The sequence below is a fragment of the Halorarum salinum genome (assembly GCF_013402875.1).
Taxonomy (GTDB): domain Archaea; phylum Halobacteriota; class Halobacteria; order Halobacteriales; family Haloferacaceae; genus Halorarum; species Halorarum salinum.
This window is the reverse complement of record NZ_CP058579.1, coordinates 2,435,285-2,459,198: the sequence shown is the minus strand read 5'-3', so window position 1 is coordinate 2,459,198 and position 23,914 is coordinate 2,435,285. Positions and strand designations below refer to the sequence as shown.

26 protein-coding genes and 1 pseudogene are annotated in these 23,914 nt (G+C 71.6%); 10 read left to right on the top strand and 17 right to left on the bottom strand.

Going from position 1 to position 23,914, the window contains the following annotated elements; translation table 11 throughout:
* Positions 1-102: 102 nt before the first annotated feature.
* The 6 genes from psmA to HUG12_RS12075 form a co-directional block, all read right to left on the bottom strand.
* Positions 103-840, bottom strand: coding sequence for an archaeal proteasome endopeptidase complex subunit alpha (gene psmA, locus HUG12_RS12100; RefSeq protein WP_179269016.1), 738 nt, complete (start codon positions 838-840; stop codon positions 103-105).
* A gap of 136 nt (positions 841-976) precedes the next feature.
* Positions 977-1,168, bottom strand: coding sequence for an HVO_2922 family protein (locus HUG12_RS12095; protein ID WP_179269015.1), 192 nt, complete (start codon positions 1,166-1,168; stop codon positions 977-979).
* A 101-nt stretch (positions 1,169-1,269) separates the two neighbouring features.
* Entirely contained in the window at positions 1,270-2,250 is a 981-nt protein-coding gene (locus HUG12_RS12090; protein WP_179269014.1) for a lamin tail domain-containing protein, read from the bottom strand.
* Positions 2,251-2,309: 59 nt separating this feature from the next.
* Positions 2,310-2,831, bottom strand: coding sequence for a dihydrofolate reductase (locus tag HUG12_RS12085; protein ID WP_179269013.1), 522 nt, complete (start codon positions 2,829-2,831; stop codon positions 2,310-2,312).
* A gap of 3 nt (positions 2,832-2,834) precedes the next feature.
* The gene (thyA, locus tag HUG12_RS12080; RefSeq protein ID WP_179269012.1) at positions 2,835-3,836 is read right to left on the bottom strand and encodes a thymidylate synthase; all 1,002 of its coding nucleotides are present in this window, start codon (positions 3,834-3,836) and stop codon (positions 2,835-2,837) included.
* 44 nt (positions 3,837-3,880) lie between these two features.
* Complete coding sequence (locus HUG12_RS12075; protein WP_179269011.1) at positions 3,881-4,120, bottom strand: hypothetical protein; 240 nt, start codon at positions 4,118-4,120, stop codon at positions 3,881-3,883.
* 502 nt (positions 4,121-4,622) lie between these two features.
* On the opposite strand from HUG12_RS12075, the gene HUG12_RS12070 reads away from it, so the two are divergent.
* The gene (locus HUG12_RS12070; protein WP_179269010.1) at positions 4,623-5,246 is read left to right on the top strand and encodes an MBL fold metallo-hydrolase; all 624 of its coding nucleotides are present in this window, start codon (positions 4,623-4,625) and stop codon (positions 5,244-5,246) included.
* Positions 5,247-5,288: 42 nt separating this feature from the next.
* Here HUG12_RS12070 and HUG12_RS12065 read toward each other — a convergent pair whose 3' ends face one another.
* Both HUG12_RS12065 and HUG12_RS12060 read right to left on the bottom strand, forming a co-directional pair.
* Positions 5,289-6,155, bottom strand: a complete 867-nt coding sequence (locus HUG12_RS12065) for an ATPase (RefSeq protein WP_179269009.1) — start codon at positions 6,153-6,155, stop codon at positions 5,289-5,291.
* A complete protein-coding gene (locus HUG12_RS12060) occupies positions 6,152-6,460 on the bottom strand; it encodes a DUF5827 family protein (protein WP_179269008.1) in 309 nt (102 codons plus the stop codon). The genes HUG12_RS12065 and HUG12_RS12060 overlap by 4 nt, the downstream gene beginning before the upstream one ends.
* A 172-nt stretch (positions 6,461-6,632) precedes the next feature.
* Here HUG12_RS12060 and HUG12_RS12055 point away from each other — a divergent pair, with 172 nt between their 5' ends.
* Positions 6,633-7,037 (top strand): DUF7522 family protein, encoded by a 405-nt coding sequence (locus tag HUG12_RS12055; protein ID WP_179269007.1) that lies wholly within the window; start codon positions 6,633-6,635, stop codon positions 7,035-7,037.
* Positions 7,038-7,126: 89 nt separating this feature from the next.
* Here the strand turns inward: HUG12_RS12055 and sod are convergent, their stop codons facing one another.
* A complete protein-coding gene (gene sod, locus HUG12_RS12050) occupies positions 7,127-7,729 on the bottom strand; it encodes a superoxide dismutase (RefSeq protein WP_179269006.1) in 603 nt (200 codons plus the stop codon).
* A gap of 134 nt (positions 7,730-7,863) precedes the next feature.
* On the opposite strand from sod, the gene HUG12_RS12045 reads away from it, so the two are divergent.
* Positions 7,864-9,021 carry an MFS transporter gene (locus tag HUG12_RS12045; RefSeq protein WP_179269005.1) on the top strand — a complete coding sequence of 386 codons (1,158 nt, stop codon included), beginning with the start codon at positions 7,864-7,866 and terminating at the stop codon, positions 9,019-9,021.
* A gap of 35 nt (positions 9,022-9,056) precedes the next feature.
* Here HUG12_RS12045 and HUG12_RS12040 read toward each other — a convergent pair whose 3' ends face one another.
* Complete coding sequence (locus HUG12_RS12040) at positions 9,057-9,659, bottom strand: DJ-1/PfpI family protein (RefSeq protein WP_179269004.1); 603 nt, start codon at positions 9,657-9,659, stop codon at positions 9,057-9,059.
* A gap of 110 nt (positions 9,660-9,769) precedes the next feature.
* Between HUG12_RS12040 and HUG12_RS12035 the strand changes: the two genes are divergently transcribed.
* Both HUG12_RS12035 and HUG12_RS12030 read left to right on the top strand, forming a co-directional pair.
* Positions 9,770-10,768, top strand: coding sequence for a TIGR04024 family LLM class F420-dependent oxidoreductase (locus HUG12_RS12035; protein ID WP_179269003.1), 999 nt, complete (start codon positions 9,770-9,772; stop codon positions 10,766-10,768).
* Positions 10,765-11,769: a winged helix-turn-helix domain-containing protein gene (locus HUG12_RS12030; protein ID WP_179269002.1), complete on the top strand. Its 1,005-nt coding sequence runs from the start codon at positions 10,765-10,767 to the stop codon at positions 11,767-11,769. Before HUG12_RS12035 ends, HUG12_RS12030 begins: the two co-directional genes overlap by 4 nt.
* On the opposite strand, the gene HUG12_RS12025 is transcribed toward HUG12_RS12030, so the two are convergent.
* From HUG12_RS12025 to HUG12_RS12010, 4 genes and pseudogenes are all read right to left on the bottom strand, one after another.
* The gene (locus HUG12_RS12025) at positions 11,739-12,347 is read right to left on the bottom strand and encodes an Ntn hydrolase family protein (RefSeq protein WP_179269001.1); all 609 of its coding nucleotides are present in this window, start codon (positions 12,345-12,347) and stop codon (positions 11,739-11,741) included. The genes HUG12_RS12030 and HUG12_RS12025 overlap by 31 nt on opposite strands.
* 94 nt (positions 12,348-12,441) lie before the next feature.
* Entirely contained in the window at positions 12,442-13,116 is a 675-nt protein-coding gene (locus HUG12_RS12020) for a 6-hydroxymethylpterin diphosphokinase MptE-like protein (protein WP_179269000.1), read from the bottom strand.
* Between the two features lie 137 nt (positions 13,117-13,253).
* Positions 13,254-14,399 (bottom strand): dihydropteroate synthase, encoded by a 1,146-nt coding sequence (locus HUG12_RS12015; RefSeq protein ID WP_179268999.1) that lies wholly within the window; start codon positions 14,397-14,399, stop codon positions 13,254-13,256.
* Positions 14,400-14,888: 489 nt separating this feature from the next.
* Positions 14,889-15,863: pseudogene (locus HUG12_RS12010) on the bottom strand (Gfo/Idh/MocA family protein).
* Between the two features lie 235 nt (positions 15,864-16,098).
* On the opposite strand from HUG12_RS12010, the gene HUG12_RS12005 reads away from it, so the two are divergent.
* The 4 genes from HUG12_RS12005 (at position 16,099) to HUG12_RS11990 (ending at position 20,304) form a co-directional block, all read left to right on the top strand.
* Entirely contained in the window at positions 16,099-16,752 is a 654-nt protein-coding gene (locus tag HUG12_RS12005) for a hypothetical protein (RefSeq protein WP_179268998.1), read from the top strand.
* Positions 16,749-17,525: an RNA methyltransferase gene (locus HUG12_RS12000; RefSeq protein WP_179268997.1), complete on the top strand. Its 777-nt coding sequence runs from the start codon at positions 16,749-16,751 to the stop codon at positions 17,523-17,525. Before HUG12_RS12005 ends, HUG12_RS12000 begins: the two co-directional genes overlap by 4 nt.
* A gap of 213 nt (positions 17,526-17,738) precedes the next feature.
* Positions 17,739-19,466, top strand: coding sequence for a glutamate--tRNA ligase (locus HUG12_RS11995; RefSeq protein WP_179268996.1), 1,728 nt, complete (start codon positions 17,739-17,741; stop codon positions 19,464-19,466).
* Between the two features lie 382 nt (positions 19,467-19,848).
* Complete coding sequence (locus HUG12_RS11990; RefSeq protein ID WP_179268995.1) at positions 19,849-20,304, top strand: DUF5804 family protein; 456 nt, start codon at positions 19,849-19,851, stop codon at positions 20,302-20,304.
* Between the two features lie 47 nt (positions 20,305-20,351).
* Here the strand turns inward: HUG12_RS11990 and HUG12_RS11985 are convergent, their stop codons facing one another.
* Positions 20,352-20,897: a hypothetical protein gene (locus HUG12_RS11985; RefSeq protein ID WP_179268994.1), complete on the bottom strand. Its 546-nt coding sequence runs from the start codon at positions 20,895-20,897 to the stop codon at positions 20,352-20,354.
* A 76-nt stretch (positions 20,898-20,973) separates the two neighbouring features.
* The gene (locus tag HUG12_RS11980) at positions 20,974-21,939 is read right to left on the bottom strand and encodes a PLP-dependent cysteine synthase family protein (protein ID WP_179268993.1); all 966 of its coding nucleotides are present in this window, start codon (positions 21,937-21,939) and stop codon (positions 20,974-20,976) included.
* Positions 21,940-22,040: 101 nt separating this feature from the next.
* On the opposite strand from HUG12_RS11980, the gene HUG12_RS11975 reads away from it, so the two are divergent.
* The gene (locus tag HUG12_RS11975) at positions 22,041-22,418 is read left to right on the top strand and encodes a thioredoxin family protein (protein ID WP_179268992.1); all 378 of its coding nucleotides are present in this window, start codon (positions 22,041-22,043) and stop codon (positions 22,416-22,418) included.
* Between the two features lie 281 nt (positions 22,419-22,699).
* Here HUG12_RS11975 and HUG12_RS11970 read toward each other — a convergent pair whose 3' ends face one another.
* Positions 22,700-23,899: a methionine adenosyltransferase gene (locus HUG12_RS11970; RefSeq protein WP_179268991.1), complete on the bottom strand. Its 1,200-nt coding sequence runs from the start codon at positions 23,897-23,899 to the stop codon at positions 22,700-22,702.
* Positions 23,900-23,914: the final 15 nt, after the last annotated feature.

The window sequence follows — 23,914 nt, the reverse complement described above, 5'->3', positions numbered from 1 at the left end:
GTCCGCGCGGTCGCTCCGGGTCGGGAAAAAGCGACGGGATCGACGGCCGTTCGCGGTCGGTTACCCGGCGTCGGCTGCTCGGCGTCAGCTACTCGGCGTCGACTACTCCTCCTCGTCGGAGGTGTCCACGTCGATGCCCTCGACGATCTCGTCGATCTCGTCGACCGTCAGGGCGTCGTAGCCGTCCTCGACGGTGATGGTGGCGACGCTGATGTCGCCGGCCGTCAGTTCGTCGTCGGCGGTGAACAGCGCGCGGAGCGCCAGGTCGAGCCCGTCCTCGAGCGAGAGCTCCTCGGACCAGCCCTCCTCCAGGACCTCCTGGATCTCGCCGCGCGAGCCGCCGATCGCGGTCGCCTTCCACTCGTGGGGCGTCCCCGACGGGTCCGCGCCGAACAGCCGCGGGCGTCCGTTCTCCAGGCCGCCCACCAGCAGCGCGGCTCCGTACGGACGCGTGCCGCCGCGCTGGGTGTTCTCCTGGATGTGATCGGTGACGTGTTTCGTCAGGGTCTCGACGCCGACCGACTCGCCGTAGCGGAGCCGGTTGCCCTGCGCCATCCGCCGGGCGTAGTCGATAAGCTGGCGGGCGTCGGCGACGTGGCCGGCGCTGGCGGTGCCGACGTGGTCGTCGAGCTTGTGGAGCTTCTCGATCGACTCGGACTCCATCAGCGTCGAGGAGGCCCGCGCCTGCGCGGCGAGCACGATCCCGTCCGCGGTGCGGACGCCGACGGACGGCGCGCCACGCGAGACCGCCTCGCGCGCGTACTCGACCTGGTAGATCCGACCGTCCGGCGAGAACAGCGACGTTCCGCGGTCGTACGCCTGCTGGTCGTTCCCCTTCATCGTGTACCTCCGAGACCGCAAACCGTCACGATATCGCTCATCGACGTTCGCTATGTGTCGCGGTCGGAAAAACCCTCCCTAAAAGGATTTGTAGCGACCGCCGCGGGTCCGCCGGGAACCGTCCCGCGGTCGGGCGTCAGTTCCCGGCCTCGACGACGTCGGCGTCCGCCGCGTTCGTCTTCACGCTCCGGAGCCCCTCCTTCGCCTTCTGCTTGCTCGCGTACCCCTCGCCCGAGTCCGCGATGATGCGTCCGTTGTCGTGGACGAGCCGCCAGCGCCACTCCCCCACGCGGTCCTCGTACACCTCGAAGGTCGCCTTGCTGTACATGGCGTCGGGTTGCGTCGCGGCCGACGTGAGTGTTCGGGCGGCCCCGGCGCCGGCCGACGGGTTCGGATCGGGCACGGGCGGCGACGTCGTCGCCGGCCCGGTCAGGTGGATCGCTCCGCGACGACGTCGCCGCCCGCGTCCCGGAGGGTGACCGTCTCGCCGTCGTTGTTCAGGATCGGGCTCGACTGGCCCCAGTACAGGTGTCCGTCGCCGTCCTCGCCGGAGCCGACGTGGACGGCGACCGACTCGCCGGCGTCGAGCGTCGCCCCGGACGGGAACGTGTAGGTGCGGCCGGCGTTCTCGGTGAGCGTCCACCCGCCGAGGTCGACCGCCCCGTCCCCGCGGTTCGTCACGACGACGTACTCGTCGTTCAGGTTCTCGCCGTCCGGCCCCTCCGCGTCGGCGTGGAGTTCCGAGACGACGACCCCGGTTCCGGAGGGGGGCGTGGCCGTCGCGGTCGGCGTCGTCGGCCCCGCGTCGCCGTCGCTGCAGGTCCAGAGCCCGCGCCCGGCGTCCATCGCCGCGGCCTCGGTCGCGTAGTAGGCGTCACCCCTCTCGAAGGAGGAGTCGTAGACGCGGCCTAGCCCGCGACGGACTAGCTGGTGGTTGAACTCCCGGCCGTCGTGGTGGACGTACACGAGCAGGCGGTCGTAGTACCCCCGGCGGGGCTCGTTGGCGTCGAAGCTGATCGTCACCTCCTCGCCCGCGAGCCGTCGGTCCGCGAAGGCGCTCGCGCGGTCGCCGTACTCGCGGAGGCAGGCCCGCCCGGCGTCGGTGTCGGGCACGCCCTCGAACTCGTCGGGCGTGTTCTCGCCGTGCACCTCGGGCGTGTCGACCCCGAGGAGCCGCGCGGTGTCCCGGCTCCCGTTCGGATACCTGACGCGGAGCGTGTCGCCGTCGACGACCTCGATCACGGTGACCGTGACGCCGTCGGCCGGCGGCGCGGTCGTCCCCGGCGTCGTGCCGGGTGCGGGCGCCGTCCCGTCCGACGGCCGGGGTCCGTCCCCGGGGAGCGGCACGGAGAGACAGCCCGCGAGAACCAGGAGGAGGGCACAGGCCAGCGCGGCGCGAGGGCGTCCCATGGGAGGACGGCGGCTGGCTGGCGGAAAGCGGTTACGACCCGTCCCCGGCCGTGGCCGGGTTACTCGCCGTCGCGGCCGTCCGCGCGCTCGCCGGATGCGTCGGCGCGCTCGTAGACGACGAAGTCGAACTCCCCGTTCCTCTCGCGCTCGCGCTCGACCCACTCGGACGGGTCCCAGTCGGGGAAGGTCGTGTCACCCCCGTATGCGTCGCGGAGTTCGGTGATGACCATCCGGTCCGCACGGTCGAGGAACGCCCGGTACACCGCCCCGCCGCCGGCGACGTAGGCCGTTTCGGCGCCCGTCGCCTCGGCCGCCGCGACGGCCCCGTCCGGGGACTCGACGACGACCACGTCCTCCGGGAGATCGGGGTCAGACCGGGAGAGCACGACGTTCGTCCGGCCGGGGAGCGGCCCGCCGAGGTCGCGCTCGATGGACTCGTAGGTGCGCCGACCCATGAGGACCGGACACCCCATCGTCGTCTCCTTGAAGTGTCGCAGGTCCTCGGGGTGGTGCCAGGGGATGTCCCCGTCCGCTCCGATGACGCCGTTCGCCGCGACGGCGGCGACGATGACCAGATCCATCGCTCACTCGGCGACCGCGAACCGGATGCCTTCGGCGGGGTCGTACTCGCGCAGGCGGACGTCGTCGTACGTCAACTCGTCGAGGGGCCTGTCGGCGACCTCGATTCGCGGCCGCTCGCGGGGCTCCCGCGAGAGTTGGCGGAGCAGGCCGGGGACGTGGTCCATGTCCTCCTCGCCGTCGGCTTCCGGGGGCGCCTCGCGCTCGACCCAGTCGGCGACCTCCCGGTACTCCGCGCGCTCGGTCACGTCCGCGAGTCTGTCGGCGAGGTCGTCGCCGTGGCTGCCGTACCAGGCCCCGCGGTCGCCGCTCCCGCAGTAGACGTGCGCGTCGGTGACGGTGTGGGCGAAGGTGCCGGGTTCGAACCCGGTGCGCTGGGCGACGGCCGTGAGCAGCAGCGAGTAGGCGGCGACGTTGAACGGGACGCCGAGCGCGATGTCGCCCGAGCGCTGGACGAGCTGGAGGTTCAGCCGGTCGCCCTGGACGTTGAAGACGAAGGTGTAGTGACACGGCGGGAGCGTCGAGACGGTCGCGTTCGCGGGGTGCCAGGCGTTCACGACGATTCGCCGCGAGTTGGGGTTCTCCCGGAGCGTGTCGAGGACGTACTGTATCTGGTCGAACGTACGCTCGTCGTCGTTCACCCAGCGGTGGCCCTCGTCGGCCCACGTCTCGCCCGGCAGCCCCTCCTCGGGGATGGGAAAGCGGCGCCAGAAGCGCCCGTAGGCGGTGTCGAGGTGGCCCTCCTCGTCGGCCCAGGCGTCCCAGATGCCCGTCTCCTCGCGGAGGGTCCGGACGTGCTCCTCGCCGGAGAGGTACCAGAGGAACTCGTGGACGAGCGAGTTCCAGCGGAACCCGGAGAGGTCCTTCGTCGTCAGGAGGGGGAACCCCTCGGCGAGGTCGACCTCGTACCCCTCGGCGAACGAGGAGAGCGTGTCGACCCCGGTTCGGTTCGGCTTGTACGTCCCGGTCCTGAGGACGCGCTCGACGAGGTCGAGGTACTGTTGCATGTGCGAGGAGGGGACCTCACCCGGCTAAATTGTTCCGGAGGCGGCTACAGGAACGCCGGAAGGCGACTTGCGACGAGGAACAGCCCGAGGGCGGCGGAAACGATCCCACCGATCCTCGTGAACCAGACGTTCCAGTCAGCCGGTTCCACCTCGCTTGCGGAAGTCTTGCTTCCAATGGCGTCGAGTTGCTCGCCGAACCAAGTGATGTGGTAGGCGTAGCGGAAGGTCACGAGTCCGAGGGCAATGAGGAACACGCCGAACGCGATGTCGAGTGCGGGGGGCATGAGGACAGGTTCCGGCCATCCGGAAAAGGTCTGTCGGCGTGGATGGATGGGAATCGCCGATGAACTAGCCGGCTGGCGCGCGTGACGGCGAGCCCCGGAGGGGCGAGCGGACGCGCGCGAGGGACGAGCACCGCAGCGTGGGCGACCGAAGGGAGCACACGCGAGGAGCACAGGAGGCTGGGGAGGGTGAGGTGCGGTGCGGCGGGTGGGACTCAAAGGGGCCGCGGCTGTCGACGAAGGAACGGACCGCCGAGCACCGGAGCGCGACCGACGGAAGCGCGAGGAGCGCGGCGGCCGTACCGAGTTGACAGCCGCGGGGGCTTTCGAGGGCCGTGCCGCGACGACCGGACCAACCGATGAGCCGACCGCCGGGGGAGCTTTCGCAGTCGTGTCGAACGACATATTCGAGGGTCATACTGCGTATATCGAGCCGCTCTCCGTCGATCTCGTCCCACCTGCGTCGATGCGAAACGCGAAGTCCCACCCGGACCAACACCCGGCAATGATCCGAAACCTCGCCGCGGGCGTGCAGGCGTTCACGAGCAACGCGTTCCTCGTCTCCGGCGAACCCCGGGCCGACGCACCACCCGTAACCGACGCGGGCGACCACGGCCGCCGCGTCCTCGTCGACGCCGGGTCGAACTTCGACGTCGTCGGTCGGGTCCGCGAACACGTCGACGGCCTGGACGCGGTCGTGCTGACCCACACCCACCCGGACCACGTCGGGAACCTCGCCGACGTCCGGGAGGCGTTCGACGTGGAGACGTGGGGGTTCGACACTGACCGGGACGAGGTGGACCACGAACTCCCGGACGGCGGGACGGTCAGGATGGGCTCCGCCGAGTACGAGGCGCTGCACACGCCGGGGCACAAGGACGACCACCTCTGCCTGTACTCTCCCGGCGCCGGCGTGCTGTTCGCCGGCGACCTGATCTTTGGGAACGGCGGCTTCGGCCGGACCGACCTCGCGGAGGGCGACCGCGACGCGCTGATCGACAGCATCGACCGCGTGGGAGAGCGGGTCGGCGAGGACCTCCGCGAGATGCACGTCGGCCACGGGCCGAGCGTGCTCACGGACCCCCGACAGGACGTGGAACTGGCCGCGCGCTCGGCCCGGATGCGGTAGTCCCGCGCCCGCTCCGCCAGTGACGTCGGCGCAGCCGTCCCGCTACGTCGACCGTCCGGCGGCCGCGAGCAGGGCGTCGTACGCCTCGCGGTTCGCGTCGGCGACGCGCCCGGGGTCGGCCCGCACCTCCCCGGGGAGCGCGGGGAGCGGGTGGGTCGACGCCGGCTCGACCGTCCCGACCACGCGTTCGACGCGCTCCTCCAGTTTCCCCTCCGCGTCGCTGCCGGCGACCGCAGCGCGCACGTCCTCCCAGCGGGCGCCGTCGTACACCCGCGCTCGACCGGGGTCGACGACCGCGACGGCGTCGTAGTCGACGTCGGCGCCGGGCAGGGGGTCCGCGATGTCGGCGTACGACTCGACCAGCGCGACGTCTGCCGCCCGGACGCGGTCGGCGACCCGCTCCAGCGCGGGGAGGTGGAGGTCGCGCATCGCGTCGTTGAACGCCGCCACCGAGTCGACCGGCCGCGCCCCCTCGACGGGGAACCGGTCGCGGACGAGGTCCGGGAGGTCGGCGTTCGCGTTGCGGACCCAGACGTCGCCCTCGGCGGTACGCACGCGGTCCAGCAGGAACGTCCGGTTCGGCTCGCCGAGCATCCCGGTCCGGCCCGGCGTCGGCCGCCAGAGGCGGTGGATCGGGTTCCGTTCCTCCGGGATGCCGCCCGCGACGTCGGTCAGCAGACGGACGTCCTTCCCGAACAGCCGACCGTCCGCGGCGGCGGCCCGGACGTCGTCGTGGTCGAACCAGTAGTCGTTGCCCGCGCGGGGCTTGAAGGCGCTCGGACCGTCGCCCCCCGCGGGCGAGTCGGCCGGTTCGTCGGGACGGCCTCCGCCGAGGCGGGACGCGAGGCCGACCGCGAACGTCGTCTTGCCCGCGTCCACGCGGTCGCCGCCGGCGACGAGTAGCCTCATTCCCCGTCGACGTCCCCCGCCCCGTCGCCGAGGTCGCCGGGGCGTTTCAACCCGTAGTGTGCCGGCTCGTCCTCGGTCCGCGGCTCGGCCACCACGAGGTCGTCGGCGTTGTTCATCACCCACGGGATGGTCCAGTCGAGCAGGATCTCCTCGGTCCCCTCGTCGATCTCGGCGTCCGGGTCGAGCCCCTGGAGCAGGCGGGCGATCTCGTAGACGGTGTACAGCTGATCGGCCTCCAGCAGTTCGTCCGGAGTGTAGAAGTCGCAGGGGTGCAGCTCCGGGAACTCCGATTTCGGCGTCGGCATGCCCCGCGATACGGCGGCCCCGCGGTAAAGCGTCCGGATATCGGACCGGCGGTGCGGCGTCCGGACGCCCGATCGGGAGAGGATGGCGCGTCGGTGGTGGGTCCGTGGCGGGACTCCGCGCCTGACCCGACCCGCAACGGTTTTCACCCGTCATGCAATCCCGTACCACAGGATGGACGAGCCGAAGGACGACCTGATCGCGGCCCTCCGCGGGTTCGGCGGCGACGCCCTGCGGGACGCGTGGCTGTTCGACGAGGAGACGCACGAGTCCGTGTACGTCCGCGAGGACGTCGAGCGACAGGTTGCCGACGTCGACGTGGCCGAGTACCTCGACAACGAGCGGTACGGCTACGTGACCCGCCGGACGTTCGAGGAGTTGCACTACACGGAGTACAACTACACCGTCCGCGGGTTCGACGCGTTCACGCAGTTCCGCACGTTCGTCCCCGACGACGACCGGCGCGTCGGCCTGATCGCCAGCTTCGACCCGAACGGGAACTACGACTTCGACGACCTCGACGCCCGGCTCGCCGAGGCGGTCGGGACGGGCGACGGACTCGAGGTCACGGGCGACTGACGCCCCGGAACCGCACGCCCGACGACGGGCGCCTCCGCCGGTCGGCGTGATCGAAAGAAAATCGGAACGTGAGCCGGCGCGTCGGCTCGTTACTCGAAGAGCTGGGTGGCCTGCTCGTAGCGGGCGTTGGGCTCCTCCCAGTCGACGACCTCGAAGAACGCGTCCACGAAGTCCCCGCGGGCCGGCCCGTAGTCGTAGTAGTACGAGTGCTCCCACACGTCCAGCGCCAGGATGGGATGGGAACCCCAGAGGGCGCCCTGGTCGTGTTTGTCCACCACGACGTTCTGTAACTGGTTCGAGAACGAGTCGTACACGAGCAGCGCCCAGCCCGAGGCGTTACCCGCCGCGGCCTCGAACTCGCCCTTCCAGCCCTCGTAGCTCCCGAAGTCCTCCTCGATGCGGTCCGCCAGGGCGCCCGAGGCGTCGTCGCCGCCGTCGGGGCTCATGTTCTGCCAGAACAGGTCGTGGAGGATGTGCCCACAGCCGTTGTGAGTCACGTTCCGCAGCGCGCTGCCCGACGTGTCGAACTCGCCGCTCTCGCGGTTCTGTTCGAGCGTCTCCTCGGCGCTGTTCCAGCCGTTGACGTAGCCCTGGTGGTGGGTGTCGTGGTGCCAGGTCAGCACCTGCTCGCTGATGTGCGGCTCTAAAGCGTCGTACTCGTACGGTAGCGGATCGAGTTCGTGGTCGGTCATGGAATCACCTCGCGGCCTAGATGGTTCGGACAGCTGTTAAATGTTGAGAAAGGGGTGGCTACCTCGGGGCGCCCGACCCGGCGACGCCCGCCGGAACCGAAGGTGGAAGGTACCCCCCGAACCGACGGCGGGTCGTGCGCGAGTGGCGCGGCCTCGGACTGGTCGGCGGCTGGCAACTGACGGCGAGTCTCTGCTTCTACGCGGTGTTCGCCTCGACCGGGTTCATCCGCGAGGGATTCGAGCTCTCGGGGTTTCTCACGGGGCTGGCGGTGACCGCCGTGATGTTCGGCTACACAGTCGCGTTGCTGGGCGCGGGGGCGGTGGTCGACGCGTACGGCGAGCGGCCGGCGATGCTCGCGGGGCTCGGGCTGCTCGGGGCGGGCATGGTCGCGGTCGCGACCGCGACGACGTACCCGCTCCTGCTCGCGGCGCTCGTCTTCGTCGGCGGGGCGTACGCGACGGCGATGCCGGCGACGAACCGCGCCGTGCTCGTCGTCGCCCCGGCGGGGCGGCGCAACATCGCCATGAACGTCAAACAGGTCGGCGTCACCGCGGGCTCGGGGCTCTCGGCGCTGCTCGTCACCGCCGCCGGGACGAACGGCGACTGGCGGACGGGCTTTCTCGTCGCGGCCGGCGTCGCCGGCGTCGTCGCGCTCGCGTTCGCCCGGGGGTACGACGGCCGGTCCGGGAGCGGCGAGCTATCCGTCCCCGACGTGCGCGGCCTCCTCGGGAAGGCGAGCTACCGGGGGCTGTTGCTCGCGGGACTGTTCCTCGGCGCGGCCGTGTTCACCACCACGGGCTACGTCGTCGTCTACATGCGCGACTCCGCGGTCGCCGCGGCGGCCGGCTTCGCCGGGGCGACGTTCGCCGCCGTGCAGGTGACCGGCAGCGTCGGCCGCCTCGCCGGCGGCGCGCTCGCCGACGGACTTCCGGGCGACGCGGACGCGAGCGCGGCGGTCCTCGTCGGGCAGTCCGTGCTCACGGCGGCCGGGTTCCTGCTGGTCGCGCTCGCCGGCACCCCGCTCACTGCCGCCGCGGCCTTCCTCGTGCTCGGCCTGTTCGTGCTCGGGTTCCCCGGCGTCTACTACGCCTGCCTCACCGCGCTCGTCCCCGACGACGAGGTGGGCGCCGCGACCGCCGGGGGACAGATCTCGATCAACCTCGGCGGCCTGCTCGCGCCGCCGGCGTTCGGCTACCTCGCGGACACGGTCGGCTACGCGTTCGGCTGGTACGCGGTCGCGGGCGTGGCGCTGCTCGCGGCGCTCGCGGTGCTGCCGGTCGCCCGGTCGTGAGCGGGCGTCCCGCCGGACGGACCGCGGGCGGATGACTACGGCGTGTAGGCCTCGTGCTGGCGCTCGTACTCGAGGACGGCCGCCACCGAGTCGGCGACCTCGGCGCCCGCCTCGCGCTCGACGAGGTGGAGCGCGAGGTCGATGCCGGACGTGACGCCGCCCGCGGTGAGCACGTCACCGTCGTCCACGACGCGCTCGTCGCGGACCTCGGCGTCCGTCGCCCGGAGGTCCGCCAGCGCGCCCGCGTGGGTGACCGCGGGGCGCCCGGAGAGGACGCCCGCCTTCGAGAGGAGCATCCCGCCGGTACAGACGGACGCGACGGTCGCGCCGGCGTCGTGGTGGGCCGCGACCGCGTCCGGGACGGCGCCGCGCTCGTACTCCGCCCACGCGCCCTCCTCGCCCCGGTCGTTCCACCCGCCGCCGGGGACGACCAGGAGGTCAACCTCGCCCGGGTCCGGGAGCGTTCCCTCCGGTTCGACGCGCATCCCGTGGCTCGCGGTCACCGTGGCGGCGCCGTCGAGCGTCACGGGTCGCGCGTGGAGGTCGGCACCCTTCTCCTCGGCGTAGCGGAACGCCTCGAACGGGCCGACCGCGTCCAGCTCGTCGAACCCCTCGTACAGTAGTATCGCGACGTCCATGCCGACCGATGGCGTCCCCGGGTCAAAGCCGTACCGCGACGAAGGGTCGACGAACGGACCCCCGCGTCGGCGGGGGAGGTTTCTTGTCCGGCGCCCGACTCCACCGGGGTATGACGCAGTTCGACGTGTCGCTGCCGGTCGCGGCCCGGCCCTCGCTCGACGACGTCGTCTCGCTCGCGGAGGCGGCGGAGGGGAACGGCTACGACCGGGTCTGGCTCCCCGAGACGTGGGGCCGGGACGCCGTCACGACGCTCGCGCTCGCGGCCGAACGAACCGACGAGGTGGGCCTCGGCGCCTCGATCCTGAACGTCTACTCACGGTCGCCCGCGCTCGTCGGACAGACGGCCGCCAGCCTGCAGGAGGCCAGCGGCGGTCGGTTTCGGCTCGGCCTCGGCCCCTCCGGCCCGGCGGTCGTCGAGAACTGGCACGGCGCCGACTTCGAGCGTCCGCTCAGGCGGACCCGCGAGTACGTGGAGGTCGTCCGGCGGGTGCTCTCCGGCGAGGAAGCGCGTTACGACGGCGACTTCTTCCGGCTCGGGGGGTTCCGGCTCCGGCAGGGGCCACCCGACCCGGCCCCGCCCGTGGACGCCGCCGGGCTGGGGCCGAAGGCCGTCGAACTCGCGGGCCGGTTCGCGGACGGCTGGCACGCGCTCATGCTGACGCCGGACGGGCTCCGCGACCGGCTGGAGGACTTCCGGCGCGGCGCCGAACTCGGCGACCGCGACCCCGACGACGCCCGCGTCACCCTGTCGCTCACCTGCTGTGTCGACGAGGACGGCGAACGCGCGCGGCGGCGGGCCCGCCAGCACCTCGCGTTCTACCTCGGGGGCATGGGCACCTTCTACCGCGACGCGCTCGCCCGGCAGGGACACGAGGACACCGCCCACGCCGTGTACGACGCCTGGAACGACGGCGACCGGGGGGCCGCGACGGCCGCGCTCGACGACGGCCTCCTCGACGGCCTCGCCGTCGCCGGGACGCCCGACGAGGCGCGCGAACGGCTCGACGAGTTCGCGGCCGTCGACGGCGTCGACGCGCTCACGATCGGCTTCCCGCGCGGCGCGGACGACGCCGCTATCCGGAACACGATGGAGGCGCTGGCGCCGTGAGCGACCCGGAACCGACCGACGGCCCCGGCGCGGACTCGTCGGAACGCGCCGACGCCGACGACGCGTTCGCCGCGCTGGGCAACGAGACGCGGCTCCGCGTCCTGCGGGCGCTCGCCGCGGCCGATGAGCCGCCCACCTTCACTGAGCTGTTCGAGGCGACCGACGAGGAGACGTCGGCCGGGTTCGCCTACCACCTCCGTCAGCTGACGGACGGCTACGTCCGCAAGGACCCCGATACTGAACGGTACCGCCTCACCTACGCGGGCAGGCAGGCGGCCCGCGCGCTCGCGGCGGGGACGTACACCGAGCGGGTGACCCGCGAACCGGAACCGGTCGAGGGCGACTGCCCGGTCTGTGGCGACCCCGGCCTCGAGGTCCGGGTCGCAGACAACTTCCTCGCCGTCGCGTGCACCGACTGCGGCACGGAGCTCCTCTCGCTGCCGTTCCCGCCGAACGGCGCCCGCGACCGCGACGCCGCGGAGGTGCTCGCCGCCTTCGACGCCCACCACCGGAGCCGGTTTCGCCTGCTCGCGGACGGGGTCTGTCCCGACTGCGCGGGCCGCGCCGGGGCCGAAATCGAGGTCGTGGACGCGTCCGGGCTCCCGGGCGGGGCGCGGAGACCGGTCCTGTCGGGTTCCTGTGTCGACTGCGACTTCGGGGTTCGCGCGCCCGTCTCGTTCGCGGCGTTCGAACACCCCGAGGTCGTCGCGTTCTTCCGGGAACACGGCGAGTCCGTCCGCGACCGCCCGCTGTGGAACCTCGGGCCGGAGTGGAGCGAGGCGGTGCTCTCCGAGGAGCCGGCGGCCGTCCGCGTCTCCGTCGAACTCGACGGGGAACGGCTCGACCTGCTCGTCGGGGACGGACCGACGGTGGTCGAGGTCCGCCGGGCCGGCGACGCCGACGCGGGGGACGACGGCGGAACTCGACCCGACGGCGCGGGGGAGCACGACGCCGGGAACGACGCCGACGACTACGACGCGACGGCGGCCGGGTCGTCGTAGCGGTCGACCGAGACGTCGCCGTCCGCGACGACCGCGACGTTCAGCCCGTTCCCGGAGGCCAGGTCCCGCTCCGAGGCGGCCGCGACCGCGTCGGCCGCGACCGCGCGGGCGTCCGCGAGTTCGAGTTCCGCGTCGTATCCGTTCTCCAGCACGCCGTAGGCCGTCGGGCCGCCCGAACCGTCCGCAGCGTAGGGCTGTTCCAGCGCCGCGCCGCCGGCGTCGAACGAGTAGAGGTGCGGGCCGTCGGCGTCGACGCCGGCGAGGAGGTGCTGGACGCGAACGGGGTCCTCGCCCATCACGTTCCGCGTCAACGTCGCCAGCGCGGGCACCGACAGCCGCCTCCCGCGGCGCGTCTCGTACAGCCGAACCTCGGATTCGAGTTTCGGCACGAGCGCCTGCGCGTCGCCGACGACGCCGGTGAACGCCAGCGCGGCGCGGTCGCCGACCGGGAACACCTTCTCCGCGCGCTTGCTCGACACCATGCCGCCCACGCTGGCCCGCCTGTCCGACGCGAGGACGACCCGACCGTCGGCCACGAGCCCCACGATGGTCGTCCCGAACTCGGTTTCCGTCTCCATACGTCGGCTCGGGGGCCCCGGCGGATAAGTATAATCTAAAATATAGTTTAGCGAGGCGGATCGGAACTGGTGGGACGAGCCAGGGGGGAGCGGCTCAGAGCGGGTCGACGGCGTCGCGTCGGCCGTCGAGCACCGCGAACCGCTCGCCGCGGCGGCGCTCCAGGAGGTGCAGGAGTCGTTCCGCCCACCGGAGCTTTCGCGCCTTCATCCCGGCGACCGAGGGGTCGTCGAAGTCCCAGCCCGGGAAGACGAGCCCCGCGGCGCCGAGGGCGTCCGCGAGGAACGCGGCCCGGTCGCCGTCGGTGAATCCGCCGACGTTCAGGACGGGTCCGACCGGCGCGGCCTGGGTCGTCGCGAGCACGTGGGCGGTGTCGAACCGTGGGAGCCACGCCTCGACGAGCTCCCGGTTGTCCCCGTGGGCGTGCGCGACCACGACCTCGCCGCGCTCCGTTCGGTCGAGACCGGTCCCCGGGTTCTTGTCGAGGTCGGTGACCATCGCGTCGACCCGGACCCCGGCGTCGGTCAGGCGGTCCGTCGCGGTCGAGGCGGCGAACACGCGGTCGGCCGCACGCGCGTCGTCGGCCTCGGCTTCGAGGGACGGGCCGGCGCCGGCGACCGCGACGGTCTCGCCCGCACAGTCCAGTCGCTCGAGGCCGAACGGCTCGGCCAGTTCGGCCATTCGGTCCCGTACGGCCTCGTCCGCCGCCCTGTCGAAGCCGAAGTCGGCGAGGATCAGCTCGTAGATCGGCTCCCACTCGGTGAACTCCATGGTCGTGACTATCCGGTTGGTGACGCCGCTCCACGGTCAAATATACGGTTTGGGCCGGAAGCGCACCCAAGTACCCCTACCCGCAGCGCCCTTCCGGCTTCCAGCCGGTGGTACCGGGGCAGGTGGTATAAGTTTTCTCACTCGGGAGGAGACGGAAACGTGGCCAACGCGCCGTCGAGAGCGTCCGAGACGCCCGATGCCGCTCGCGAGGCTCGTCCGAGCGCCCCGGGCGTCCCGACGAGTAACGCGGCGTCTCCCCCGCCCCCGACCACGGCGATGGCGTCGGTTTCCGCCGCCGCAGCCCGGAGCGCGCCCGTCTCGTCGGGCGAGAGACCGTCGAACTCGAACACGCGCGTGACCGACTCCGCCGCGACGTCGGGGTCCCCGCCGAGTCGGTCGACGTGGCGGGCCGCCTCGCCGGGGGTGGTCACGTCCAGTTCCTCGACGGAGACGTCCCCGCCGTGCCGGGCCCGCCGCCGGGCGAACTCCTCCCCGATCAACGCGGCGTCGCGCGTCTCCGCGACGTCGTGGGTGCGGATCACGTGCGCGCCGCGCTCGACGGCCATCGAGGTCGCGGCGAGCGAGACGGGCAGGGCCTCCCCGGTGTCGCGGCCCGCGACCTCCCGGAGGAAGTTCTTGCGGTTGATCGAGACGAGCAGCGGGCGACCGTAGCCGCGGAACTCCCGGAGCCTGCGGAACGCCTCGCGGTCGTCCCGGAGCGTCTTCGCCTCCGACCAGCCGCCGAACGCCGGGTCGAGGATCGTCTTCTCGGTGAAGCCGTTCATCGCGAGCGCCTCGTAGATGTCGTCCACGTCCTCCACCGCGCCGGGTCGTTCGAGGTCCGGGGGCGAGGCCATCTTCACGACCGCGGCGTCGTGGTCCGCACAGACCGCGGGCATCTCCGGGTCCGCGAAGCCGCAGATGTCGTTCACGGCGTCGAACCCGCGCGAGAGCGCCGCGTCGGCGACCTCGTGGTAGCGCGTCTCGATGGAGAAGACCGCGTCCCCGGAGACGGATTCGACGGTCTCGACGGCGGTATCCAGCCTGGTCAGTTCCTCCTCGGCGGAGAGCACCTCGAACCGTTTGTTCGCCGATTCGAGGCCGACGTCCACGATGTCGGCGCCCTCGCCGACCAGTTCCTCGTCGACGTACGCCGCCGCCTCGCCGGGGTCGTCGAAGACGCTGGGCGAGTACGGCGACTCCTCCGAGACGTTGAGCACGCCCATGATCCGGGGCGGGTGCCCGTCGCCGATTTCGAGCCCGGCGGCGTCCACGGTTCGCATGGGCGCGAGGTGGGGTGGCGTGGGTTTCGGTGTTGCGATTGGGCTGCGACGTGACCGGCGACGGTGAATCCGAACTCCGAACGCGCTTGGAGGGGAATCTACCGGCTGGCGCGCGCGGCGCGAGCCCCCTCGTGGGGCGGGCATACGCGCGCGCGAGGGACGAGCACCGCAGGTGAGTGAGCGGAGCGAGTGAGCAGAGGAGCACAGGAGGCCGAGGAGGGTGTGGCTGCGGTCCGGGTGGGTGGGACTGAAAGGGGTCGCGGCTGTCGGCGTTGGCGCGGACCGCCAAGCACCGTGGTTCGAGAGAGCGAAGCTCTCTCGTCATCACGAGAGGCGCTTCGCGCCTCTCGAACGACAGGAGCGAGGCCGCAGGCCGAGCGACAAGGAGCACAGCGGCCGCACCGAGCCGACAGCCGCGGGGGCTTTCGGATGCTACTCCCCGGTGACGGAATAGACCACAGAAGCCGAGTCACGGGAGTCGGAGCGTAATTACGTCGCGACAGGCTCCCCGCGGTCGGCGCTCTCGTAGAGGGCGTCGATCACGCGCATGTTCGCGATGGCCTCGTCGGCGTCGGTCCGTGGCCGGTCGCCCGTCTCGACACAGCGGGCGGACTGCTCGACCTCCGCGCGGTAGTGGTCGACCGGATCGAACGTCTCCACCTCGCGTCGACCGTCGACCCCATACGCCAGCTCCGTCGGTTCGTCCGCCGGAGTGTCGAACGCGTCCGCCACCTCGAGCCACCCGTTCGAGCCCTCGACGCGATAGCGCTGGACCATCGGCGTGTCGAAGCTCGACGCGACCGTCGCCGTCGATCAGTCGTCGTACTCCAGAACCTCCGTGAGCGCCGTGTCGACGCCGGCGTCCCGCGAGTCGTGAGTACGCGCGTACACGCGGTCAGGCTCGCCGAGGAACTGCCGCGCGGCGGAGACCGGGTAACACCCCACGTCCAACAGGCTCCCGCCGGCGAGACCCGGGTCGAGGCGGACGTTCCCCGGGTCGTCGTGGAGCGGGAACTTGAACGAGGCGGCGACCGACCGAACGTCCCCGAGCGCCTCGCGTGCGAGTTCGACCGCGCGCTCGGTCCGGGGATGGTATCGGTACATGAACGCCTCCATGAGCGTGACGTCCCGCTCGTCGCAGTACGCCGCCACCTCGCTGGCTTCGTCGGCGTCGACCGCCAGCGGCTTCTCGCAGAGGACGTCGAGCCCGGCGTCGGCCGCCTTCCTCGTCCACTCGGCGTGGAGCGCGTTCGGGACGGGAACGTACACCGCGTCGACGTGCGGATCGCTCATGAGGGCGTCGTAGTCCCCGTAACTCCGTGGAACGGACCACTCGTCGGCCATCGCTGCTGCCCGGTCGCAGTCGCGGGAGGCGATCGCGCCGAGTCGATGCTCGCTCGCGCGGATCGCGGGCACCACCGATTTCCGGGCGATCCCCGCCGTCCCGAGGACTCCGAACTCCATCTCGGCGGTGGGTCGCCGCGTCGGTGGAAAGGGGCGGCGATTCCTCCCGGCGGCGTCCGGACGAGCGCACCGTTGCAGACGGCGAGGGCCTGGAGCCACGATCCGGCGGACGGGGCCGAATCGCGGGCCCAGGGGTCGGCTCGCTCCGGAATCCCTACACGATCCAGCCGCTTTCTCGACACCGCCCTGCTAGCGAACGCGCCGTTTATGCCACCACACCCGCTACCCCCCGCTAATGGGCAAGGTGAGCATCGGCCTGCGCGGCTGGCGCTTCGACGAGGACGACCTCTTCACCGACGCGGGGACGTGGCGCCCGCTGGAGGAGATCCCGAAGGACCCGCGCCACCGGCTGGTCCGCCTGCAGGTCGTCATCGGGAAGCCGTGCGACGCCTGCTACCTGATCCACGGCGAGGCGGAGAAGCGGCGGTGTCGCGAGGCGGAGATCGTCTACGGCGAACCGCTGGAGGAGGTCCTCCTGTGTGCGGAACACGAACCCGACTTCCTCTACTGGTTCCGCGAGGAGGGGGGCGAGGGGCTCGCCGGCGAACCCGAACTGAAGGACGAGTTCCACGAGTGGTTCGCGGACGGCGGGCGCGCCCCCGACGGCTACGCCGGCGTCGAGCACGTCGAGACCGACCCGGAGGGGCTGCCCGACCTCCCCGACCCCGAGGAGATCTACGACCGCGAGCGGGAACTGCTGGACGACGGGCGGCCGGGGTTCGAGGAGGGTCCCGCGGGCGAGGACGAGAGGACTGCAGGCGACGCGACGGCGACGGCGGACGGCGCGGACGACGGGGGAGCGGCGGGGGAGCGTTCCGGAGGGGAGAAGTCGACCGGGGACGACCTCGACCTGGACGACCTCGACCTGGACCGGGAGTACCCCCGATGACCGGCGGCGACGGGGACGACGGGAGCGAGTACGCCGTCGTGGTCGTCGAACCCGAGACGCCCGGGAACGTCGGCACCATCGCGCGGGCAATGAAGAACTTCGGGCTCTCGGACCTGAAGCTCGTGGATCCCCCGGAACTGCGTGAGGACGGCGAGGCGTACGGCTTCGCCGGTCACGCGCGGGACGACGTGCTCCCGAACGCCGACGAGGTCACCTTCGACGAGATGGTCGAGTCCTACCACACGGTCGGCTGTACCGCCATCACGGGGGAGGACGCCCGCCGCCACGTCCGGTTTCCCTTCCGGACGCCGGCGGAGCTCCGCGACTCGCTCGCGACCGTCGAGGCCGACACGGCGCTCGTGTTCGGCCGCGAGGGGCGGGGGCTGAACAACGACGAACTGGCCCGCCTCGACGAGGTGTGTTCCATCCCGGCGAGCGCCGACTACCCGGTGCTCAACCTCGGCCAGGCGGCGACCGTGACGCTGTACGAACTCCGCGACCTGTTCGTCGACGAGACGCAACTCCCTGACGTGGAGCGTGAACGCGCCGTCGAGGCCGACGTCGAGCGGCTCTACGAGCAGTTCTCCGCGTTCCTCGACGCGGTCGAACACCGCGAGCACAAGCGCGAGCGGACGAGGCGGCTCGCCCGCCGACTCGTCGGGCGCGCCCACCCCACCGAGAAGGAGGTCAGCACGCTCACCGGCGTCTTCCGGAGGGCCGCACGCGACCTGGAAGAGGCCGACCTCGGCCGCGGGCCGCCGGACCGCGGGTAGACCGCCCCGCGGGATCACCGTCACCGACCCGTCCACGTCGATTAGGAGCCGCCTTCCGGTTCGTCGCCGTGGGCGCCGCGTCGACCGACGACTGAACTCGCGTGAAACGTCGACACCCCTTTAATTCGTCCCGCCGTCGCCGGAAACGCCCCTACCCGGGTGTGCCCGACCGATTCACGCCCCTTTTTGTGCCCGACGGCGAACCCGCCGGTAATGGACGAGGACCTTCGGGAGCGCGTGCGCGCGGCCGCGGAGACGGCGGCGCTCTACAACGCGCTCAAACACGGCTCGGACCCGGACGTGGGCGCGATCATGGGCCCGATGATGGGCGAGAACCCCGACTTCAGGCCGCACGGCGACGAGATCCCGGGCGTCGTCGCGCCCGTCGCGAGCGAGGTGGCCGCGATGGACGCGGCCGCGCGCCGCGAGCGCCTCGGCGAACTCGCCCCCGAACTGCTCGCGGACCTCGAGGCCGACGACGAGGCGGACGAACGGACCCTCCCCGACCTCCCGAACGCCGACGAGTACGACGAGGTCAGGATGCGCGCCGCGCCGAACCCCAACGGACCGTGGCACATCGGGCACGCCCGGATGCCGTCGGTCATCGGGACGTACGCCGAGCGGTACGACGGCCACTTCATCGTCCGGTTCGACGACACCAACCCGGACGAGGGCGTCGGCCGGCCGGTGCTCTGGGCCTACGACGAGATCCTCGACGACATCGACTACCTCGGCTTCGAACCCGACGAGGTGTTGCGCGCGTCCGACCGCCTCGAGACGTACTACGAGCACGCCAGGGAGTTGATCGATCTGGGCGGGGCCTACACCTGTTCGTGTCCGGCGGACGAGTTCAGGCGCCTGAAGGCGGACGGCGAGGCGTGCCCCCACCGCGGAAAGGACCCGGAGATGGTCCGCGGGGAGTTCAATGCGATGGTCGCCGGCGACGTCGGCGAGGGCGAGATGGTCCTCCGCGTGAAGACCGACGTCGGTCACAAGAACCCTGCGCTGCGCGACTGGGTGGCGTTCCGCATCGTCGACACGCCGCACCCGCGGGAGGCGGCCGCCGACTACCGCGCGTGGCCGATGCTGGACTTCCAGTCCGGGGTCGACGACCACCTGACCGGCGTCACCCACATCATCCGCGGCATCGACCTCCAGGACTCGGCCAAGCGCCAGGGGTTCGTGTACGACTACTTCGGCTGGGAGTACCCCGAGGTGCTCCACTGGGGTCACGTCCAGATCGACGAGTACGACGTGAAGATGTCCACTTCGACGATCAAGCGCCGGATCGAGGCCGGGGAGCTCGACGGCTGGGACGACCCGCGGGTGCCGACCCTCATGTCCGTGCGTCGGCGGGGCATCCGCGGGGAGGCCATCGTCGACGCGATGGTGGGGCTGGGCATGTCGACCAGCGACGTCGACCTGGCCATGTCGACGGTGTACGCGAACAACCGCGAACTCGTCGACGACGAGTCGGACCGGCGCTTCCTCGTCCGAGACGGCGAGCGTCTCGCGGTGACGGGCGGGGACCGACCCGGCGCCGGCCACCCGCCGCTCCACCCCGAACACGAGGAGCGCGGGACCCGGAACATCCCCGTCGGCGACGCCGTGTTGCTCGAGTCCGGGGACGTCCCCGACGACGGCGGGCGCGTCTGGCTGAAGGGGTACGGCTGTCTCCGGCGGGAGGACGACGCGCTCGCGTGGGTCGGCACCGACATCGATCTCGTCCGCGAGGAGGGCGTGCCCGTCGTCCACTGGGCGCCGGCCGAGGGGAACGTTCGCGTTCGGCTCCGGACGACGGAGGGGGACGTGTTCGGCCACGCGGAGCCCGGGTACGCCGACTACCAGCCGGACGACCTCGTGCAGTTCGAGCGCGTCGGCTTCGCCCGCTACGACCGCGAGGAGGCCGACGAGACTGTCGCGTACTACGCACACCCCTGAGTCCGGCCCTCCGATCACGTCTACCGGTTACCCACGCTGTAACGCGGACGCCGTCGGCGTCGGCCGGGAGCGATGGTCGGCATCTCCGGCACCGCCGGCCGGTACCTCTCCACGGGACGTAGGCCGGTACCGCCCGCGAACGTTGGCCGATGACCGCAGTTCTAGCCACTCGAGGTGTCACCGTTCCCTATGGACGGACCGCCGAAGGACTCGTTCTTCGGCGACCTCCACGCGCAGGGCGAGGACGCGATCCGCTCTTACACCGACGAGACGGTGTACATCGAGCGCTGGCCCGGCCGCTGAACGGGACGATACGGGGCCGTCCCCGACCGCCCGCGCCGGGGAGCGTAACCGCTTTCCCCGACGGCGGCGAGGCGCGAGTATGCCCACGGTGTGTCTCGTCGGGGAGCCGGAGGTGGAACTCCGCTACGAACTCCTCTCCCGGGAGACTGCCCGGGACGCGCTCTCGACGTACGACCTCGCGTCCCCGTTCGAGAACAGCATCGCCGTCGAGACGGTGAGCCTCGGCGCCGCGGTGTCGCTGCTGAACGACCTCAACTGGTATCTCGTGCGGTTCGTCGAGGAGGCGTTCGTGAAGGATCCGTCCGTCTCCGGGGAGGAGTGGCTCTCCCGACGGCTCGCGACCGACGTACGGAACGACGACGTCCGGCCCGAGGAGACCGACAGGCTGCTGAAGGTGTTCGGCCTCGAGGAGGGGGAACTCGTCGAGCCGATGTTCCTCGCGCGGAGCGACGGGGCGGCCCTCCCGGAGTACGACCTCCGCGACGTCGAGGAGACGGTCCGCGTCCGGGTCACCGAGGGGGAGTTCGAGGGCTAACGCGGCGAAGCCGGAACGCCCCACGCACTCGACCGGAGGGGGCCGGCTCAGCGGTGGACGGCAGGGACCGAGCGACTCGCGACGGCGTACGCCGGGCCGAGAACGGCGCCGTAGACGAGGTGTGCCAGCCCGAGAACGAGCGACGAGACGAACCAGTCACCGGTCCCCGGAAACGGGAGGAACGGGAACGGGAGTCCGACGCCGGTGCCCGCGTCGAGCCAGAGGGGAAAGAGCACCCCGGCGGTAACGACCCCCAGCACGGCGCCGTAGCCGATTCCGATCCCCAGGTACGTCGAGAGGGTGAACGATTCGTGGCGGACGATGTCGCGCGAGAGGACGGCGGCGAAGAGCAGGGCGAAGACGACGCTGTTGGCGAGGTGGGCGATCCACCCCCCGAGAACCGACTCCATGCCGTAGAGTGCACCGATGAGCGGCATCAACTCCGTCCCGACCGAGAGCACGACGCCCATGCTCAGGCCCGCGAGGAGCCCGGCAACGAGGGCCCCGATCCAGGGGTGGAGCCCCGCTTCCCTCCCGTCGGTCCGATCGACCTCGGTCGCCATATCGTTCGGATACACGACGATCAGACCCATTAGTATGTCCAGGATACGGTCGAACCGTCGGGGTCGGGCCCGACCCGTGTCGGATGCGAACCGTCCGACCGGCCGGCTACTCGAACATGCCCGTCGACATGTACCGCTCGCCGGAGTCCCAGAACACGGTGAGCACGAACGGGTCCGCGCCGGCAGTGCCCGCGTCGGCCCGGGGGGACCATCCCTCCGCTGCGACGTCGCCGTACCCGGGTTCCTCGCCGTCGACGAACGATTCGGCGACGCGACGGGCCGCGAGGTTCGAGGCGCCGCTCGACTGGCCGACGAGGATGCCCTCCTCGCTGGCGAGCCGCCGGCACTCCGCCTCGGCGTCGCTCAGCCCGACCGTGAGGACGCCGTCTAGCAGGTCGACGTCGAGGTTCGGGCTGACGAACCCCGGGCCCATCCCCTGAAAGGTGTCGCCCAGCGGTTCCGCCCCCGAGAGCACGGCGCTGTCGTCGGGCTCGACCGCGACGACGTCCACCCCGGGGAACTCCTCGCGGAGCCGCCGTCCGATGCCGGTGATCGTCCCGCCCGTCCCGACGCCGGCGACGAGCGCGTCCGGCTCGCGACCGTCGAGCTGGTCGAGGAGTTCCTCGGCCGTCGACTCGTAGTGTGCTCGCGGGTTCGCCTCGTTCTCGAACTGCCGGAGCTGGACCATCCCCTCCGCCTCCAGTTCGTCGGCGCGGTCCTTCGCGTCCGCGATGTCGCCGTCGACGAGTTCGATGTCGGCGCCGTAGGCCCGCATGACCCGCCGCCGCTCGGGGCTCTTCGAGGAGGGCATCACCAGCGTCACGTCGTAGCCCTTCGCCGCGCCGACGAACGCGAGGCCGACGCCGGTGTTGCCGGAGGTCGCCTCGACGAGTTCGTCGCCGGGTTCGAGCCGCCCGTCCGCCTCGGCGGCCTCGACCATGTACCGCGCCGGCCGGTCCTTCGCGGAGCCGCCGGGGTTGCGCGACTCCAGTTTCGCCGCCACGGTCGCGCCCGCGGGCGAGTCAACCCGCACCAGGGGGGAGCCGAGCGTCTCCAGCACGGAGTCGTCCATGGGAGGGGATACGGGCGCGAGCCCTTAACCCCCTCCCGGCAGCGGCAAGCGCTCGCTGCCGGGGGCGTCGGGGTTATGCCGGCCGGGCGCCAACGCCGGCCATGAGCCGGCTCGAGACGATGCGGCCCGACCCGGAAGCGGACCGGGACGGCGAACCGCCAGCCGACGCGGTCGAAACGCTCGCGGACGAGGGCCTGACGTTCAGGGTCTGGGGCGGCGACTGGTGCCCCGACTGCACCGACCAGCTTCCCCGGTTCGCGGCCGCGCTCGACGCGGCGGGCGTTCCCGAGGAGCGCGTCGAACAGTTCCCGGTCGAGAAGGTCGACGGGGAGAAGCGGGGGCCGGGCATGGACGAGCACGACGTCGCCTACATCCCGACCGTGGTCGTGAGCCGCGACGGGGAGGAGCTCGCTCGGTTCGTCGAGTCCGAGGACGTTCCCATCACGGAGCACCTCGCGCGGGAACTCGAACCCGTCTGAGGTTCGTCCGGACGCCACACGCTCGAGGTGTGACTCTCCGCCGATCGCCACCTGACTCGTAGGACCGGCACCCGGACCGGACTGCGGCTGCACCCGGACGAACGTTTTTGGAAGATGAGGGGGCCAGTGCCCGGCGTGAACTGAAGAGGGCCGTGCGCCGGCCCGCGAAGTCCCGACACGATCGGCGCGCGGGAGACAGCGATAGCTGCGGGTGTCGGGTGTTCGCCATGATCGACGACGTCCGACACCGGGGCGATGCGCCGGACGAGAGCCGCGCCCGCTCAGAACGTCGACAGTTCGCCCTCGATGACCCGCCGGGTGACGTCGGTCACGTTCGCGAGCCGTTCATCGACGATCTCAATCATCTCCGCCTCCACGTCCGAGACGGCGACGCCCTCCGCGGTGACGACCTGCGCGTCGGCGACGTGGGGCCGGTCGATGGGCCGGCCGATCTGCGAGAGGAGGCGGACCTGCAGGTCCCGGATGCCGTCGACCTCCTCGACGACGGCCTCCGCGATGTCGGTCGAGAGGAGGTTGTAGATCTTCCCGATGTGGTTGACGGGGTTCTTCCCGGAGGTCGCCTCCATGCTCATCGGGCGGTTCGGGGTGATGAGCCCGTTCGCGCGGTTCCCGCGGCCGACGGAGCCGTCGTCGCCCTGCTCGGCGGAGGTGCCGGACGTCGTGAGGTAGATGGAGCCCTCCTCGGCGTCGTCGGCGGTGTTCACCTGGACGTGCACCTCCCGGTCGGTGTAAGAGGTAGCGAGGTCGGAGACGAACGCCTCGACGCGGTCGACCGACGCGAGGTAGTCGTCCATGTCGGCGACGTAGGCGTCCACCATCGCCGCGGCCACGGTGATGTCGATCGCGTCGCCCTCGCGCTTGCCCATGATCTTCACGTCCGGGCCGAGTTCGGGGTGGTCCGCGGCGTACGAGCCGTTGAGCTCCCGCTCCGCCTCGAGGACGATGCGCTCGGTCTCGGTCAGCGGGGCGTGACCGACGCCGAAGGACGTGTCGTTGGCCTCGGGCACCTGCGCGTCGTCCTCGCCGAAGACCTCCTGGAGGTCGCCCGACCCCTCGCCAAGTCTTGCGTCCAGGACGACGTCGGTGCCGACGTCGAGTTCCGGAACGGTCTCGTTGAGGTAGCTGCGAGCGGCCTCGAGCGCGGTCCGCTCGACCGGGAGCGTCCGTCCCTGGTACTTCTTCGTCGCGCGACCGACGATGAGCACGTAGACGGGTTCGAGCAGTTCCCCCCCGCCGAACGCCGGCGAGGCCGACCCCGCGGCGAGCTGCGTCTCGTCGGTGTTGTAGTGGAGCACCTTTCCGACGCGGTCGAGGTAGAGCCGCGAGAGCGCCCGCGAGACCTCCTCCGCGATGCCGTCGCAGAGGGAGTCCGGGTGGCCGAGCCCCTTCCGCTCGACGATCTCCACGTCCTGATCCTCGACCGCCCGGCGGTCGAGTTCGGAGACCTGAATGTTCCTCATTACCCGACCGGTCGA